The sequence below is a fragment of the Micromonospora tarapacensis genome (assembly GCF_019697375.1).
Taxonomy (GTDB): Bacteria; Actinomycetota; Actinomycetes; order Mycobacteriales; family Micromonosporaceae; genus Micromonospora; species Micromonospora tarapacensis.
The window spans coordinates 483,324-499,870 of the sequence record NZ_JAHCDI010000004.1; the positions used below are offsets into that span (position 1 = coordinate 483,324).

At 65.8% G+C, this 16,547-nt stretch carries 12 protein-coding genes and 2 pseudogenes; 13 read left to right on the forward strand and 1 reads right to left on the reverse strand.

Going from position 1 to position 16,547, the window contains the following annotated elements; all coding sequences use genetic code 11:
* The 11 genes from KIF24_RS08275 to KIF24_RS08320 all read left to right on the forward strand — a co-directional run.
* Positions 1-1,254 (forward strand): tetratricopeptide repeat protein (locus tag KIF24_RS08275; RefSeq protein WP_221083527.1); only part of this gene is annotated, 1,254 nt, incomplete at its 5' end.
* 32 nt (positions 1,255-1,286) lie between these two features.
* Positions 1,287-1,538 carry a hypothetical protein gene (locus KIF24_RS32370; RefSeq protein WP_230415382.1) on the forward strand — a complete coding sequence of 84 codons (252 nt, stop codon included), beginning with the start codon at positions 1,287-1,289 and terminating at the stop codon, positions 1,536-1,538.
* A 2-nt stretch (positions 1,539-1,540) separates the two neighbouring features.
* Positions 1,541-1,780, forward strand: a complete 240-nt coding sequence (locus tag KIF24_RS32375; RefSeq protein WP_407939986.1) for a TrmO family methyltransferase domain-containing protein — start codon at positions 1,541-1,543, stop codon at positions 1,778-1,780.
* Between the two features lie 325 nt (positions 1,781-2,105).
* A complete protein-coding gene (locus KIF24_RS34355; protein WP_221083528.1) occupies positions 2,106-3,740 on the forward strand; it encodes a restriction endonuclease in 1,635 nt (544 codons plus the stop codon).
* Positions 3,741-4,089: 349 nt separating this feature from the next.
* Positions 4,090-5,259 (forward strand): IS701 family transposase, encoded by a 1,170-nt coding sequence (locus KIF24_RS08290; RefSeq protein WP_407939901.1) that lies wholly within the window; start codon positions 4,090-4,092, stop codon positions 5,257-5,259.
* Positions 5,260-5,580: 321 nt separating this feature from the next.
* A complete protein-coding gene (locus KIF24_RS08295; protein WP_331461041.1) occupies positions 5,581-6,924 on the forward strand; it encodes an IS701 family transposase in 1,344 nt (447 codons plus the stop codon).
* Positions 6,925-7,036: 112 nt separating this feature from the next.
* Positions 7,037-7,618 (forward strand): hypothetical protein, encoded by a 582-nt coding sequence (locus tag KIF24_RS08300; protein WP_221082181.1) that lies wholly within the window; start codon positions 7,037-7,039, stop codon positions 7,616-7,618.
* Between the two features lie 121 nt (positions 7,619-7,739).
* Complete coding sequence (locus tag KIF24_RS32385; RefSeq protein ID WP_230415386.1) at positions 7,740-8,969, forward strand: ISAs1 family transposase; 1,230 nt, start codon at positions 7,740-7,742, stop codon at positions 8,967-8,969.
* Complete coding sequence (locus KIF24_RS08310; protein WP_221083523.1) at positions 8,969-10,738, forward strand: reverse transcriptase/maturase family protein; 1,770 nt, start codon at positions 8,969-8,971, stop codon at positions 10,736-10,738. The genes KIF24_RS32385 and KIF24_RS08310 overlap by 1 nt, the downstream gene beginning before the upstream one ends.
* Positions 10,739-10,889: 151 nt before the next feature.
* Positions 10,890-11,360, forward strand: coding sequence for an ISAs1 family transposase (locus KIF24_RS08315; RefSeq protein WP_331461355.1), 471 nt, complete (start codon positions 10,890-10,892; stop codon positions 11,358-11,360).
* A 523-nt stretch (positions 11,361-11,883) separates the two neighbouring features.
* A complete protein-coding gene (locus KIF24_RS08320; protein ID WP_221083529.1) occupies positions 11,884-12,708 on the forward strand; it encodes a class I SAM-dependent methyltransferase in 825 nt (274 codons plus the stop codon).
* Between the two features lie 78 nt (positions 12,709-12,786).
* Here the strand turns inward: KIF24_RS08320 and KIF24_RS08325 are convergent.
* Positions 12,787-13,308 (reverse strand): annotated as a pseudogene (locus tag KIF24_RS08325) (class I SAM-dependent methyltransferase); the annotation flags it as partial.
* A 318-nt stretch (positions 13,309-13,626) separates the two neighbouring features.
* Here KIF24_RS08325 and rpsA point away from each other — a divergent pair.
* Complete coding sequence (gene rpsA / locus KIF24_RS08330; RefSeq protein ID WP_221083530.1) at positions 13,627-15,117, forward strand: 30S ribosomal protein S1; 1,491 nt, start codon at positions 13,627-13,629, stop codon at positions 15,115-15,117.
* Positions 15,118-15,352: 235 nt separating this feature from the next.
* Positions 15,353-16,533: pseudogene (gene coaE / locus KIF24_RS08335) on the forward strand (dephospho-CoA kinase).
* The last annotated feature ends 14 nt before the right edge of the window (positions 16,534-16,547 follow it).

A 16,547-nucleotide genomic window follows, 5' to 3' on the forward strand; every position in this document is an offset into this window, starting at 1 on the left:
CACGTCTCCCACTGGATCGCCGGCTCCAAGCCCTCGGGCCGCGCACCTGTGCTGCTCTGTGAAGCACTGTCTCGAAAGCTAGGCCGGGTCGTCACTCTCGACGAGATCGGGTTGCCCAGCCAACCGCTGTCCTCAGCGGACATGCTCGGTTGGCAGGTCGATACGCTGTCAGCGCTAACCGAACTCGGGAGAGTCGACGTGGACGCTGAACGCAGACGCGTTCTCAGCACTGCCGCCTACTCGCTCGCCGCACTGGCGCTGCCGTCCGATCGCTGGTGGACGCACATGGCCGAGCGCGGCCAGACACGCGGCGCAGCAGTCGGCCGGCACGTGAGCAAGGGCGACGTCGAGGCAGTGATCGACATGGTTTCGCTGTTCTCACGCGTCGACCAACGGCGGGGTGGCGGACACGCCCGCTCGGCAGTCGTCCAGTACCTCACCTCCGACGTGGCGACCTACCTACGCGGACGGTACGCCGACGAGACCCTGAGACGTGACATGTTCACCGCCGCCAGTGAACTGGCTTATCTGGCTGGCTGGATGGCATTCGACAACGGCGAGCACAACGTCGGCCAGCACTATTTCAATGTGGCGGTGAAGCTGGCAGCCGAAGCCGACAATCCATCGATGGCAGGTCACGTCCTACGCGCCATGGCGCACCAGGCCGTCGACCTCGGACACCACAAGCACGCTCTCGACCTGGCGGCGGCTTCCGTCGACGGCAAGCGCTACGAATCCGCGTCCTCACGAGAGCGCGCACTACTCGGAGTTGTCTACGCTCGCGCGCTGGCGGTGAACGGCGAGAAGCAACGCTCAGCCCGTGCGCTACTCCGCGCCGAGGATGACCTGTCCTCGGCTACCCAGGGCGACGACGAACCCGGGAGGGTCTTCTTCTTCGCGGAAGCCAGCATGGCTCATGAGACTGCCTGCGCGCTTCGCGACACGGGCGACCTGGCGGGCGCGGCGAGACACTTCCGCCGCAGCGTGAGGACCCGGAAAGCCTCGGCCTTCACGCGTACCCATGCAGTCACCCTCGGGTACATGGGCGCAGTGCAGGCACGACAGGGTGAAATCGAAGAAGCCTGCGGCACATGGTCCCGGGCGCTGGACGCGATGGACGGCGTCCGCTCGGGCCGCACCCGCCAAGTGGCTGCCGACATGCGTGCCATCCTGGCCCCCTACACGCGCCGCAATATCCGAGCGGTCCGAGACATCGACGTCCGAGCGAAGACGTACCTGTCAACGTTCGCCTAGGCGACAGCAAACCCAGAAGACCGGAGGCTACGATGACAGCCGAATATTTCACCGTCGAGCCCATTGCGCATGTCGTCGGAGGGCGGACCGAGCCGACCGACGACTACTGGGGCGGTAGCCGCGCAATCCTCCGAATCGATGGTGAGCGCTTCACGCCGGCCGCCACCCAAGGGCTTGACGAGTTCTCTCACCTAGAAATCGTCTTCCGTTTCCACCTCACCGATCCCACCGATCTGCATCTGGGCGCTCGCCGCCGAGAGACAACCCCGAGTGGCCCGAGGTAGGCATCTTCGGCCACCGCAACATGCGCCGGATCAACTGGCTAGGCGTATCCCGGTGTCGCCTTATCAAAGTTGACGGCCTTGACCTTCACGTTGAGGATCTGGACGCGGTAAACGGTACCCCCGTTTTTGACATCAAGCCTTGGTTCTCGGAGTTCGGTCCGCGAGGCGAAGTTTACCAAGCCGACTGGGCAACTCAGATGTTGGGACAGTACTTTGCGCCGCCGATTCAAAATCAGAAATAGCGAATAGCCGAAGGATCGACAGCATTCGGACGGGCATACCACTCCGACCTGTTACTTCGCCCGACAGCTAGTCGCGAGCGCTAGCACTAACACCCTGCCAACCTAGCACTTATCCCTCACAATGCGGCGACGGCGGACTTGGACGCACCTTGCAGCTAGCGTATCCTGTAGCTCAACTCGCGTGAAACTCGACTTCCGAGGGGAAGCGGCGCCAGACTGGCCGCTGACATGACTCGCAGCAGTCGAATTACAATGAAACATAACCTACCCCCGCCGAGTATTTGTAAGTCCCCCAAGGGGAGTTACCGAACGGTCAGGAGGTCTCGTGCCGGAGTTCGAGGTCGAGGTCGACGCTGAGGATGCGGCACTTGCTGACCTCTGCTCGATGTATTGGGCCACCGAAGATGACGGCTCATTTTCATTCACGGTGAAGGAATTATCAGAGCGCTTTAAACAGCCCGCACATAAGATCAGCAAGACCGTCTCGGAATCTTGCTATGCTCGCTCGTCGAGCAAGTCTTGCATTGAGTGCGGCAGGGGATTCATTTACAGAACTCGTTCGGAATGGACCTCGGGCCACCGCTTCGCGCCCACCCGTTGCCGGACATGCGTCGAATCAGAAAAGCAACGGCTGGAAGCTGACCGACGTAAAGCGGAGGCAGCTATGGAAGCTGCGATCTCCGAGCATTTCGAAGTAGCGGAGGGCGAGGCACCAATTCGCGCCGAGGATCTCGATCTGCCATCGGCTCTAGCGGTGGCCGCATTATTCGAAGACGGAGAAGAGGTTTCTGAAGGAGTTACCGTTCCAGTCATGGAACGAGGCAACCCCTTAACGCCTACATCAGACCTTAATCTAAAGCTGCTCAAAGCACTCATCGATCAAGGGATTCTACGGATACATCCGTCTTCGTCACCAGATGCCTTCGTGTGGAAGGATGATGGCACGCTCGACAACCAACATTATCCGATGCTCGCGTCTTATTATCTGACAGGTGTTGGCGATGTGGAGACTCGGCTACGGGAATACCTCAAGGGACTTTCCCAGATAATCTCCCGGGACAACTGGCCCGACCGTTGGACAGACCAGTTCTCGGACTTCTGGTTCGACCTGGCGGTGTCGGAGTGTAAAGCCTACTTGGTTCACATGCTCAAACGGCATGGGCTCGACTTTACGCCAGGGCAGCGGACAGAAGAGGTTTTCCGCCACGCGCTGCGTTGGTACTCAATCGGTCAGATGTACTACTTCATCTGGCGAGCAGCAAGAGATAGCGCCGCTTACGCGGCGAGGGAAAGGGTGCCTGCAAAGCAGGCCGCGAACAGCGCAATAACTAGAATCTCGGGGGACGTCGATCGTGCCTACGCCCAAGGTTGGGACGTAAGCGTTTATCGGCGAGACTCACGCTTACCACAGTCGACGATTTCGCACATACTTTTCTCCCGAGCACTCCAACTCGAAGACGCTATGGCATATTCGCCGGTTGACCTTCCCGTCAGGCGAGCGGGCCTAGAGTTGGCATGGGAAAAGATTGACTTCACCGCCTTTGAACGCCTCATCTTCCAGCTTGTGGTCGAGACCGAAGGTTACGAAAACGTCGACTGGCTTATGCATACCAACGCTGCCGACCATGGTCGCGATGTGAGTGCCGTGCGCCTTCGCAAAGATCCATTGAGCGGGCACAGTTCACAGCGAGTCGCCATTCAGTGCAAGCATTGGCTCTCACGCGCCGTCCGTGATACTGACGCAAATCAGGCCATCGTAAGCATCAGTCACTGGGAGAATCCGCCATTCGATGTGCTTGTTCTGGCAACGAGTGGACGCTTTACCTCTGACGCCATCGCCTGGATTGAACGACACAATTCCCGTGGGCAGCGCCCAATAATCGAAGTTTGGAATGACGCCCGCTTGGAGTTTCTACTGAATGAGCGACCTCATCTCGTCCGCAGCTTCGGTTTACGCTAGATTGGGTTCAGCTCTACAGAGGCCACCTACCCACGCCTGCACTACGCGCCGACCGTCGATGCAGGTATGCCCGTCGAGAGCCCGGACACCGTCGGACCCGGCATCACGAGCCGACACGGACCGGCAAGCATAGGGGTGTCTACCTGGACAGATAGACACCCCTAGCCACTCATGACGGCGAGCTAACCCTTGAGGGATTCAACTTCTAATCCCAAGGCCGCAGGTTCGAATCCTGCCCGGCGCACACCTCCCGACCAGGGCATATGTCGTCCCCTCCGGATCTTCCACAAGGTTCTAGTACTGCAACGGCGGATAGCAACTTTGGGTGGTTTTGGGTCGTTAGTCGATTGTGGTTGGCGTAGCGCTCGTTGAGTCGTGGGAAGACGAGCTGGGTGACTTGTTCGCCCGGATCGCGGGCCGGTTTTCTCGGGTGGAGCCGCGGAAGCGGGCGTTCGCCTACGTGCGGGGGTTGCTCGCGCCGTTGGAGCGCCGGAACGGGTGGACGCTCGCCGAGCAGGCTGGCGACCGGTCACCGGATGGGATGCAGGCGTTGCTGTGCAGTCCGTGTTGGGACGCCGGCGCGGTCCGTGATGATGTCCGCGACTACCTGGTGGAGCATCTCGGGGACTCGGGTGCGGTGCTGGTTGCCGATGAGACGGGGTTCCTGAAGAAGGGGGCCCGGTCGGCGGGGGTGCAGCGGCAGTATTCGGGGACGGCTGGGCGTACGGAGAATTGTCAGATCGGCACGTTCCTGTGCTACGCCTCCGGTTCGGGGCGGGCGTTGATCGATCGGGAGTTGTACCTGCCGAAGTCGTGGACCGAGGACCGGCGGCGGTGCCGGGCTGCGGCGGTGCCGGACGAGGTGGAGTTCGCGACCAAGCCGCAGCAGGCGCGGGCGATGCTGGAGAGGGCGATCGCCGCTGGGGTGCCGTTCGCGTGGTTCACCGCCGATGAGGCGTACGGGCAGAACCCCGGCCTGCGCGGTTGGCTGGAAGAGCAGGACGTCGCCTACGTGATGGCGACCCGCTGCGACGACGCAGTCGCTTCCGGGTTGTTCACCACCACCCGGGTCGACCAGCTCATCGCGAGGGTGCCGGCCGGTGCGTGGACCAGGCTGTCGTGCGGCGATGGTGCGCACGGCCCGCGTCGCTACGACTGGGCGCGGCTGCCGATCCGCCGGGAGTTCCCGCACGGCCGCCGCGGCTGGGTCCTTGCCCGACGCAGCATCAGCGACCCCACCGACATCGCCTACTACATCTGCTTCGGCCCACGCGGCACGCGGCTGCGGGAACTGGTCCGCGTCTCCGGATCCCGGTGGGCAGTGGAGGAGTCGTTCCAGACCGCGAAGAACGAGGTCGGTCTCGACCAGTATCAGGTCCGCCGCTACGACGCCTGGTACGCCCACATCACTCTCGCCATGACCGCCGCCGCGTTCCTGGCTGCCACCCGCGCCACCGAAACCGGCAAGGAACCCGAAAAGGGGGCGACGATCACAGCCCGGACACGCTCATCCCACTGAGCAGCAACGAGATCCGCCGCCTGTTCACCAATCTCGTCCTCAAAGGACGCACCGCAGCCGAGCACGTGCTGCACTGGTCGCACTGGCGCCGCCACCGGCAAGCCCAAGCGAAAGCCAGCCACTACCACAAACGACTCGCAGCACTCAAAGGTGACGATCCGCCGTAGCAGTACTAGTACGGCAGCCGCCATTGGCGGTCTGACCTGGCGGGATGCGGTGGTGGGGTGTGCGAAGTGGACGCAGCCGCCTGTCGATCATGTGTTTGTGAGAACTACAAGATCGAAGGCGGCTGCTGCTGGCAGGGTAGCGGCTGGGCGGGCGGTGCGGGCACGGGCTGGCCTGTTGGAGCGGCTGCGGTCGTGTTTCGTGCGGACGCAGACATGGCAACACGCGGGCAGATACGTGTCGGCGCTGGTCAGCCAGGTGCCCAAGCGCAACGGGTGGAGCATCGCCGAGCAGGTCGGGGATGTCACGCCGGATCGCACGCAGCGGCTGTTGAACCGGGCGGTGTGGGACACGACGGCCGCGATGAGTCAGGTGCGGCGGTTCGCCGCTGCTGGTCTGGACGAGGCGGCGAGCCGTCGGCGGCGGCGTGGCCTGGTCGTGGGGGCGTTGGACGAGACGGGTCAGCCGAAGCAGGGCGTCGCGACGGCCGGGGTGAAGCGGCAGTACATGGGGTGCGCGGGCAGGGTCGCCAACGGCATCAACACGGTGCACCTGTCGTATGTGCGGGAGCGGATCGGGCACGCCCTGGTCGGGGCGCGTCAGTGGATCCCGGCCGAGCAGATCACCGACGCGCAGGCTGCGGCCGGCATGGGACTACCGGCCGGGTTGAAGTTCCGCACCAAGGGCCAGTTGGCCATCGACCTGTGCGCGGACGCATACGCCGACGGGCTGCGCTTCGACGTCGCCTGCGGCGACGAGGTGTACGGAAACTGCACCCAGTTGCGGGAGTTCTTCGAGACTCGCGGGCAGGCGTACGTGCTGCGAGTCGCCTCCACGTTCATGATCGACCTGCCCTCGGGTGACAGGCTGACCTGCGCGCAGGCCGTCACCCAGTTGGCCGGGGACAACCGCGGGTGGGAGGTCCGCTCGGCAGGGGCGGGGTCGAAGGGACAACGCTGGTACGCCTGGGCGTGGCTCGCCACCGCCTCACCCCGCCACCATCTACTCGTGCGCCGTCACCTGCGCACCGGTGAACTGGCCTTCCACTACTGCCACGTGCCCGAGGGACAGATCCTGACCAAGACCAGGCTGATCCGCGCCGCCGGGCTGCGCTGGCCGGTCGAGGAGGACTTCGAGTTCGGCAAGGACCACTTCGGCCTGGACCAGTGCCAAGCCCGCCTCTACACCGCGATCCAGCATCACACCGTGCTGGTCATGGCCGCCCTCGCCGTCTGCGCGGTCACCGCCGCCCACCTCGCCGACCGCACCGACACCCAGGCCCCGCCACCGAACACACCGGATCAGCCGCCACCAGCCGACCCCGGACTGATCCCGCTGACCGTGCCCGAGGTCAAACGGATACTCGCCACCGCCCTCCACCACCCCCAGCCGCCCGGCCACGACACACACTGGCTCACCTGGCGACGCCGACACCAAGCCCGCGCCCGCTGGTTCCACCAACGCGCACGCCTAAACAGGAACTACGCCCTGGTCAGCTAGCAATTGGCGGCTGCCGTACTAGTGTGGCCTCTAGCGTGCCGGACAGCGTCAGGCGGACGGGAGAGCGGCCGGTGCTCTCCCGGCGCAGGTGGCGTGGAGCTAGTGCGCCCGGTTGCGGCTGTTCGCCATACTTTTTCTTGTGTTGGCGCCAGGCGAACAAGATCCAAACTTTGAGTCGTACGGTGACCTGGCCGCAGAGCGCGAGGAGTACGACGCTCGGGTCTACAAGGCGGCGGTCTGGTTCCGCAGCCTTCCTGACGCGGTGATCAGGCGGCAGCGTGAACTAATAGTCCGCTGCCCTCCGCATGGATGCGAGCTGGCCGAGGTGTACCGGATCGATCTCCCGTCCGGCGGGCAGCGGTACCTGTTTCTCGGACAGGCGGCTCGCTGCGAGACCGTTCCAGGTTTCCTAAACTGGGCGTTCTCCGATGACTGGGGTGGGCCTGTCGTCTGGTGGCCTGTGGGGTGTCGGCACGGCCAAGCCAAGCTAGAGCGTGCATGGCTTGATGACTGTCTAGCGTTTGTGAACGGGTGGAAGCACGGGCTGGAGACGATAGAGGAGTTCCTGGCCAAGGCACCACAGGAAATCCGCAGAGGCATTGCCCGACGAACCTTTCACCCCAAGCCCGAGGTATGGCGACCGAAGCTGGCACGGCGGTCTGGTACCAGGGCCGTTGCGTTCTCGCTCGGCTAGCCGGTGAGCTGGGATGATGCTGGGTGATTGGCCTGTGTGGAGGCGGTTGAAGCGGGTGAAGCCCTCAAGGTGATCATGGAGTTTCTCTAGGACTGCACGACACCGAGGACTCCACCCGCAGATGTCATCATCCCTGATCTCCGTACTGACTGTGACAACCCCCAGCGGCGAGACGCCACCACCGCCGATCACCGAGGGTGAACGTCGTGGGCTCCTGGACGCTGTCAGCGTGATCCCGGACCCGCGCAACCCGCACGGGGTGCGGTATCCCCTGGCCGCGTTGCTGACCGTCGCGGTCTGCGCGGTCCTGGCCGGCGCCACGTCGTTCGCCGCGATCGCCGACTGGCTGTACGACCTGGACGAGGCGGACCAGCGGCGGCTCGGGTTCACCCGGGGCGTGCCGGCCGGCACCACGGTGTGGCGGCTGCTGATCCGCCTGGACGCGACTGTGATCAGCAAGGTTCTGGCCGGCTGGCTGCACACCCGGACGCCACCGGTGGCCGCTCGGCCGCGCCGCTACCGGACGGTGATCGCCGTGGACGGCAAGACCCTGCGTGGCGCACGCCAGCGTGGCGGCCGGCAGACGCATCTGCTGTCGGCGCTGGACACCAGCACCGGCATCGTCCTGGCCCAGGTCACCGTCGACACGAAGAGCAACGAGATTCCCGCCTTCACCCCACTGCTCGACGCCGTGCAGGCCGTGCTCGGCAGCCTGACCGATATCCTGTTCGTCGCCGACGCCATGCACACCCAGACCGGCCACGCCGAGCAGATCACCGGCCGTGGAGCACATCTGCTACTGCAGGCCAAGGGTAACCAGTGCGCCACGAGGCGCTCTGACACATCCCCGTTTCAGGCGGGACAGACTCGAAGGGAGGTCTGCTGGGTCCGATGGCTTACCTGGATCCGAAAGGTGAAGGGGACAAGAGCATGCCAGGAAATCGGCGGCCGGGTTCAGATGCCCGAGACGGCGTGCCGGGAGACCCGTGCGGTATGGCGAAGACTTGATTGTTTGAACCCTAATCTCCAGCGGCAGCAATTTACTGCGACCGGAAAGGCATCTGAAACCGGTGTCCGTCGTGGTCGGGGTGTACTGGTTCGCCCTGGCCAACCTTCGCGGCGGAAGCGATACCCGGCGAGGGTATTCAAGGAGATGAGTGGGGCGCCTGCAGCCGCGCTATTTCGTGTGTCAGAGACGAACGTGGGATCACCGTCCCAGTTCGGCTGGCGGTGTCGGAGCACTCGTAGTAGTCGCCGGAGTAACGCCCGGCCAAGGAGAACGGGAAAGCCGTTCACAGGGCGAAGGGGTGCAGGTGATGCGGACTGTGAGAAACAGTGGAGGTATGCGTAATGCAGAGCGCTGACACGGTACTCAAAGTCCTGCGTGGCAGGGGACGACGAAAACTGCCCCTGGAACGGCTGTATCGGCAACTGTTCAACGAGCAGTTGTTTCTGATCGCCTACGGGAGGATTTACGCCAACGACGGCGCGATGACGCCCGGAGTCGATGGGAGAACACCCGACGGGATGAGCCTGGAAGCCATCCGGGACATCATCGGTCGGCTTCGCGCCGAACGCTACCGGTTCACACCGGTCCGCCGGGTTTACATCCCGAAGAAGAACGGAGCCCAACGGCCCCTCGGGCTGCCGGCCTGGACCGACAAACTGGTCGGTGAGGTGGTGCGCCTGCTGTTGGAGGCGTACTACGAACCGCAGTTCTCGACCAGGTCGCACGGGTTCCGCACTGGTCGGGGCTGCCACACCGCACTCGACGAGATCGCCTCGACATGGACGGGCACGACCTGGTTCATCGAGGGCGACATCGCCGACTGCTTCGGGAGCCTCGACCACGAGGTCATGCTCGCGATCCTCGCCGAGCAGATCCACGACAATCGGTTCTTGAACCTGGTAGGAGGAATGCTGCGGGCGGGATATCTGGAAGACTGGAAATGGCATGCCACGCATTCCGGTGCGCCACAAGGCGGCGTCATATCGCCGATCCTGTCGAACATCTATCTCGACCGTCTCGATACATTCGTGGAACAGGAAATGGTCCCGGCCTGGACCCGCGGAACAGTCCGACGGCCGAACCGGGCGTACTACAACGCGACGTCAAGAGTCGGCTACTGGAAAAGGAAGGGCGACCGCGACAAGGTCAAAACCTACCGCAAGATCCAGCAGTCGATTCCCACTCGCGACGTTCACGACCCGGACTACCGCCGGCTACGCTATATCCGCTACGCCGACGATCACCTCCTAGGATTCGCCGGCACCAAGGCCGAAGCCGAACAGATCAAGAACGAGCTAACCGCGTTTCTGCGCAAGGATCTGAAGCTCGCTCTCTCTACCGAGAAAACCTTGATCACCCACGCCCGCACCCACAAGGCACGGTTCCTCGGCTACGACATCTGGACACGGCAGGCCGACACCTGGCACACCAAGGGCAAACGATCACTCAACGGCTCCATCGCCCTCGGTGTCCCACCGGAAAACGTCAACGCCAGATGCCGAAAATACCTGCGGAAACAGAACAAGCCCCTGATCCGTAACGACCTGATCCGCACCAGCGACCACAACATCGTCGCCTCCTACGGCGCGGAATATCGAGGATATGTCCAGTACTATCAGATGGCCGGAAACATCAGCTGGCTCAACAAGCTCCGTTATGTCATGGAACGGTCGATGATGTCGACCCTGGCAGCCAAATATCGCCGACCACCGTGGGTGATGCGAAACCGCTACCAAACCACCGTCGTCACCCCCCACGGGAAACGCCGGTGCTTCGAAGCGACCCAGCGCACCCCGAACGGAACGGTATTCACCGCCAGATTCGGCGGGATCCCGCTACGCCGCCGCAAACACGCCCGCCTCATCGACGGAGCGTGGCCGACCCGGCGGGGAACCCAACTCATCGCCCGGCTCACCGCCGGGATCTGCGAACTCTGCGACGCCCACGACGGGATCACCGTCCACCACGTCACACGACTCGCCGACCTCAACAGATACAGCCCTGCGGCCACACCACCCTGGGTGCAAGCCATGCGGGACAGCCGACGGAAGACCCTGATCGTCTGCGCCCGCTGCCACGGCGACATCCATCAACAGCCGCACACGCAGTAGCAACACTGGAGAGCCGTGATGCGGGGAAAGCTCGCACGTCCGGTTCGGGGAGGAGTCGCGCGGAAACGGACCCCCACAAGGGACACCGCGCCGCGCGGCTTACTCCACGCCCACCCTGTTCGCCCAGCTCAAAGCTGTTCCCTGGGCGCAGATCCCGGTCGGTGACCGCACCCGCGACCGCGGTCACGGACGCAAAGAGACCCGCACCGTCAAAGCCGTCACCCTGCACACCCCGGGCGGGATCGCGTTCTCGCACGCCCAGCAAGCCGTCCGGATCACCCGTACCCGCACCAGCGGCGGCAAGACCAGCCGCGAGACCGCCTACCTGGTCACATCCCTGCCCGCCGCCGACGCCCAACCCGCTGACCTGCAGAAATGGGCAAGAGCGGAATGGCTGATCGAAAACCAGGTCCACCACGTGCGAGATGTGACTTTCCGTGAAGATCTTCACCAGGCCCGCACTGGCACCGGACCCGCCATCATGGCCACCCTGCGTAACACCGCAATCGGCTGGCACCGCATCCACGGCGAGGCCAACATCGCCCGCGCCAACCGACGCGCCGACCGTCGCTCACACGACCTCATAACCGCCGTGACCAGCAGTTACCCCAGAACGCAATAGCCCTGGGTCTGGTACCCTCCCAGATCGATAGATGAGGCTGCCCGGCTGCGCAAGGTGAGTGTGGTCCCGAAGTTGGGGTATCCCCGCCGCAGCCGCCCGGAGATGGGTCCCGGGAACGAACCCCGGAGGGTCTAGTTCCCATGCCCAACTTCGGCTATGTAGTTGCTGTTGCTCTCCTCTCACCGGCTATTGCCGGTCTCTTTCGCTACCTGCGGCACCGGGCCCATCTCCGCACGGCCCGCTATCTGTGCGACCAGCACGGGTTGCCGGCGCTCCGGGTGTTCCTACAGCTCACTCCGCTTGAGGAGCTGGAGCGACCGGCCTTGGACCGCACAAGGTCGCGCGTCAAGCGGCCTAGTTGAGCTTCACCCGGTCGGGCAGCCGCATCAGGACGTGGCGGTGCACGCGAGCCTGCCCGCCCTCAAACTGGTCGGGCCTGAACAACGGCGGCTCCAATGAGCCGTCTTGTTCCGTCTTGACGCCGGCTGCCGTGCCGACTGCCGCGATCCGTACCGTTATCAGGATGACCGAACACCCGCCGCCCCCCGAACCCGTCGTAACCCGCCGCATCGTCTCCGACGCGGAAGGCCGGGCGGCGAGCCGGCACTGGTGGGACGAGGACGCTGACAACTACCAGAACGAGCACGGCGCTTTCCTCGGAGATGTTGACCTTGTGTGGTGTCCCGAGGGCCTACGCGAAGCGGACGCCCGGCTACTCGGCGACGTCAAGGGGGCTCGGGTACTAGAGATGGGCTGTGGCGCGGCTGCCGGCTCCCGCTGGCTCGACGGCCAAGGGGCCGACGTGACCGCTCTAGACCTGTCCACCGGCATGTTGCGACATGCCAAACTGGCCGCCGACCGATCCGGCGTACATGTGCCGCTTGTGCAAGCGGACGCCTTGGCGCTGCCGTTCAGGGCTGGCACGTTCGACATCGTGCACACCGCGTTCGGCGCTGTCCCGTTCGTTGCGGACTCGGCGGCACTCATGCGCGAAGTGTTCCGGGTGCTGCGCCCAGGCGGAGCGTGGGTCTTTGCTATTACTCACCCGATGCGCTGGATTTTTCTCGACGATCCCGGCGAGGGCGGGCTGATGGCGGTGCACTCGTACTTCGACCGCCGGCCATATATCGAACAGGATTCGTCAGGAGTCCCCACCTACATTGAGGCGCACCGCACCTTCGGCGACCGCGTCCGAGAACTGACGGCGGCCGGCTTCATTCTCCGTGACGTGATCGAGCCAGAGTGGCCGTCGGGACACGAAGTGGTCTGGGGCCAGTGGAGTCCGATGCGTGGCCGGCTGTTCCCCGGTACCGCCATCTTCGTAGCGCGTCGTCCAGCTGCTCAGTGACGCACGGTGCGAAGGCCGGCAGAAGAAGCGGCGCGGGCATCACCCAGGTGAGCAGGGGATTTAGATAGGCCAAGATCATATCCACTTGATCGGGTGGGTGACCGAGAAGACCCATCGGCCGCCGGGGCGCAGCACCCGGTGCACCTGGCGCATCAGCGCCGCCGAGTCCTCGACGAACGGGACCGCGCCGAACGCCGTGCAGGCGATGTCGAAGCTATGGTCGGCGAAGGGCAACGCGAGCGCGTCGGCCTGGGCCAGCGGTACGCGTACCCCGCTGCGGGTGTTGGCCTGTGCCGCGTGCCGCAACATGCCGGCGGACAGGTCCACCGCGACGGGCCGGGCGCACTGGGTGGCCAGCCAGCGGGAGCAGGACGCCGCGCCGCAGCCCACCTCCAGCACCTGCCGCCCGGACACGTCGCCGAGCAGCCGGGCGTCGGCCTCGCGTAGTCCCTCCGGGCACCAGACGAAGTCCACGTCGCCCAGGAAGTCGCCGTGTTCGGCCTGGTACGCGTCGGCGTCGGCGTCCCACCAGCGCCGGTTGGCGCTGCGTGCCTCGGCGTCACCCACCCGGCGTCGGGTCACCCGGTCGTCGTCGTTCACCAGGCCACGCTAGGCCCTCACGCTGGGATGGCGGGCGGCGGGCCGGTGGGGTGTCTGGTCGAAATCTCCGCTTTCGCGGCTGGTGCGCCGATGAGGAGACGGGGAGGGCTTGCACGCTGTGGTAATGCAGCGGGTAGGGTAGACGATGCGCTCGCGGATCGTGTGCCTCGGCAGGGAGCAGGTGCGCGGTCGGCGGAGTCACATCAAGATCTCGTTCAGCGATTTCCGGGTGGGCCCGCCGGCGGATCCGTTGGCGCGCACAGGTCACCGCGACACCAGCCTGCTGTGACACAACATCCGACCGGAGCAACCGCCCACATGACGAGCAGCATCGAGGCCCCCTCGAGCGCCACCAAGGTCACCGTCGACGATCTCGGCTCAGAGGAGGCTTTCCTCGCCGCGATCGACGAGACCATCAAGTACTTCAACGACGGCGACATTGTCGAAGGCACCGTCGTCAAGGTCGATCGGGACGAGGTCCTGCTCGACATCGGCTACAAGACCGAGGGTGTCATCCCCTCTCGTGAGTTGTCGATCAAGCACGACGTGGACCCGGCAGAGGTCGTCTCGGTGGGCGACCACATCGAGGCCCTTGTCCTCCAGAAGGAGGACAAGGAGGGTCGGCTGATCCTCTCCAAGAAGCGGGCGCAGTACGAGCGGGCCTGGGGCACGATCGAGAAGATCAAGGACGAGGACGGCGTCGTCCGCGGTTCGGTCATCGAGGTGGTCAAGGGTGGCCTCATCCTCGACATCGGGCTGCGCGGCTTCCTGCCCGCCTCCCTGGTCGAGATGCGCCGGGTACGCGACCTGCAGCCGTACGTCGGCCGTGAGCTCGAAGCCAAGATCATCGAGCTGGACAAGAACCGCAACAACGTGGTGCTGTCCCGCCGGGCCTGGCTGGAGCAGACGCAGTCCGAGGTGCGCACCGAGTTCCTCAACAAGCTCCAGAAGGGGCAGGTCCGCAAGGGCGTCGTCTCCTCGATCGTCAACTTCGGCGCGTTCGTCGACCTGGGTGGCGTGGACGGCCTGGTGCACGTCTCCGAGCTGTCCTGGAAGCACATCGACCACCCGTCCGAGGTCGTCGAGGTGGGCCAGGAGGTCGAGGTCGAGGTCCTGGACGTCGACCTGGACCGCGAGCGGGTCTCGCTGTCGCTGAAGGCGACCCAGGAGGACCCGTGGCGGCAGTTCGCCCGCACCCACGCGATCCAGCAGATCGTGCCGGGTAAGGTCACCAAGCTGGTGCCGTTCGGCGCCTTCGTCCGGGTGGACGACGGCATCGAGGGCCTGGTCCACATCTCCGAGCTGGCCGAGCGCCACGTGGAGATCCCCGAGCAGGTCGTCCAGGTCGGCTCCGAGGTCATGGTCAAGGTCATCGACATCGACCTGGAGCGTCGCCGGATCTCGCTGTCGCTCAAGCAGGCCAACGAGGGGTTCGTCGAGGGCGAGGAGCACTTCGACCCGACCCTCTACGGCATGGCCGCGACCTACGACACCGAGGGCAACTACATCTACCCGGAGGGCTTCGACCCGGAGACGGGGGAGTGGCTCGAGGGGTACGACAAGCAGCGCGAGACGTGGGAGCAGCAGTACGCCGAGGCGCGGCAGCGCTGGGAGGCGCACCAGAAGCAGGTGCAGACCTCCCGGGCCGCCGAGGCCGAGGCCGCTGCCAACCCGCAGCCCGCCGCCACCGGCACCTCGACCACCACGGCCACCGCGGCGCCGAGCCGTCAGGCCGAGGAGCCCGCGGGCACGCTGGCCACCGACGAGGCGCTCGCCGCTCTGCGGGAGAAGCTCGCCGGCGGCAAGTGACCCGCTGCTGACGACGACAGGCCCCGCCCCGACCCGGACCACGGGTCGCGGTGGGGCCTTCGCCGTCGAGTCCCCGCCGGGCTGCCCCGTCGCGACCCCGCCGATCCGCGTCCGCCCCGGGTGGCCCCTGGTCGGTGGCCGGCCAGCCATCACCGGCCAGCACCAGGAAGTCCGCGGCGCCGGCCGGCGGGGCGTGGTGTTTGGTGGCGCGGGAACGATCGGGTTGACTGGTGCCGTGCTGAGGGTTGGGCTGACCGGCGGGATCGGGTCTGGAAAGAGTGCCGTGGCGCGGCGGCTGGTCGAGCGGGGCGCGGTGCTGGTCGATGCCGACCGGGTCGCCCGGGAGGTGGTCGCCCCGGCACGGACGGGCTGGCCGAGGTCGTCGCCGCCTTCTCCGAGCGGGTGCTCGACGCCGACGGCGCCCTCGACCGGGCCGCCCTCGGCGACCTGGTCTTCGCCGACGAGGCCGCTCGCCGCAGGCTGGAGGCGATCGTGCACACCCCGGTCCGGGCCCGCACCGCCGAACTGGTCGCCGCGGCGCCACCGGACGCGGTGGTGGTCAACGACGTCCCGCTGCTGGCCGAGGTGGGGCTGGCAGCCACGTACCACCTGGTGGTCGTGGTGCGCACCGAGGTCTCGACCCGACTGGAGCGGCTGACCCGGGACCGTGGGATGAGCCGCGCGGAGGCCGAGCGCCGGATTGCCGCCCAGGCCGATGACGCCCGCCGGGACGCGGTGGCCGACGCGTTGCTGACCAACGACGGCACCCTCGACGAGTTGCACGAGGCGGTCGACCAGCTCTGGTACGAGCGGCTGGTGCCCTTCGAGGCCAACGTGCGGCGCCGGCGGGCGGTCCGGCTGGCTCGGGTGACGCTGGCCGAGCCGGACCCGAGCTGGCCCCAGCAGTACGCCCGGCTGGCGGCCCGGATCCGCCATGCGGTCGCCCCGGCCGACCTGCGGATCGACCACATCGGCTCGACCGCGATGCCCGGACTGGCCGCGAAGGACGTGATCGACATCCAGCTCGGCGTGCCTTCGCTTGCCGACGCCGACGGTCCGCTGGCCGAGCGGCTGGCCGACGGCGGCTTTCCTCGGCTGCCGGGCGAATGGTGGGACAGCCCGCGACCACCGGGCAGCGGCCGGTGGGAGAAGCGGCTGCACGGCAACGCCGACCCGGCCCGCCCGGTGCACCTGCATCTTCGGGTGACCGGTTCGCCCGGCTGGCGGTACGCCCTGCTGATGCGCGACCACCTGCGGGCCGACCCCGGCCGCCGGGGCGCGTACCTGATGCTCAAGCGGGAGCTGGCGGCGTCCGCGCCGGACAGCGGCACGTACGCCACGGCGAAGGATCCGTGGTTCGACGAGGAGCACCTACGGGCGGAGGCGTGGGCCGCGAGCACCGGCTGGCGGCCCTGACCGCTGCCCGCCGC

What these genes read in the sequence shown, in the direction of transcription:
- KIF24_RS32370 (WP_230415382.1), top strand. Translation starts at nt 1,287, where the DNA reads ATGACAGCCGAATATTTCACCGTCGAGCCCATTGCGCATGTCGTCGGA.
- KIF24_RS32385 (WP_230415386.1), top strand. Translation starts at nt 7,740, where the DNA reads ATGTCATCATCCCTGATCTCCGTACTGACTGTGACAACCCCCAGCGGC.
- KIF24_RS08310 (WP_221083523.1), top strand. Translation starts at nt 8,969, where the DNA reads ATGCAGAGCGCTGACACGGTACTCAAAGTCCTGCGTGGCAGGGGACGA.
- KIF24_RS08320 (WP_221083529.1), top strand. Translation starts at nt 11,884, where the DNA reads ATGACCGAACACCCGCCGCCCCCCGAACCCGTCGTAACCCGCCGCATC.
- rpsA (WP_221083530.1), top strand. Translation starts at nt 13,627, where the DNA reads ATGACGAGCAGCATCGAGGCCCCCTCGAGCGCCACCAAGGTCACCGTC.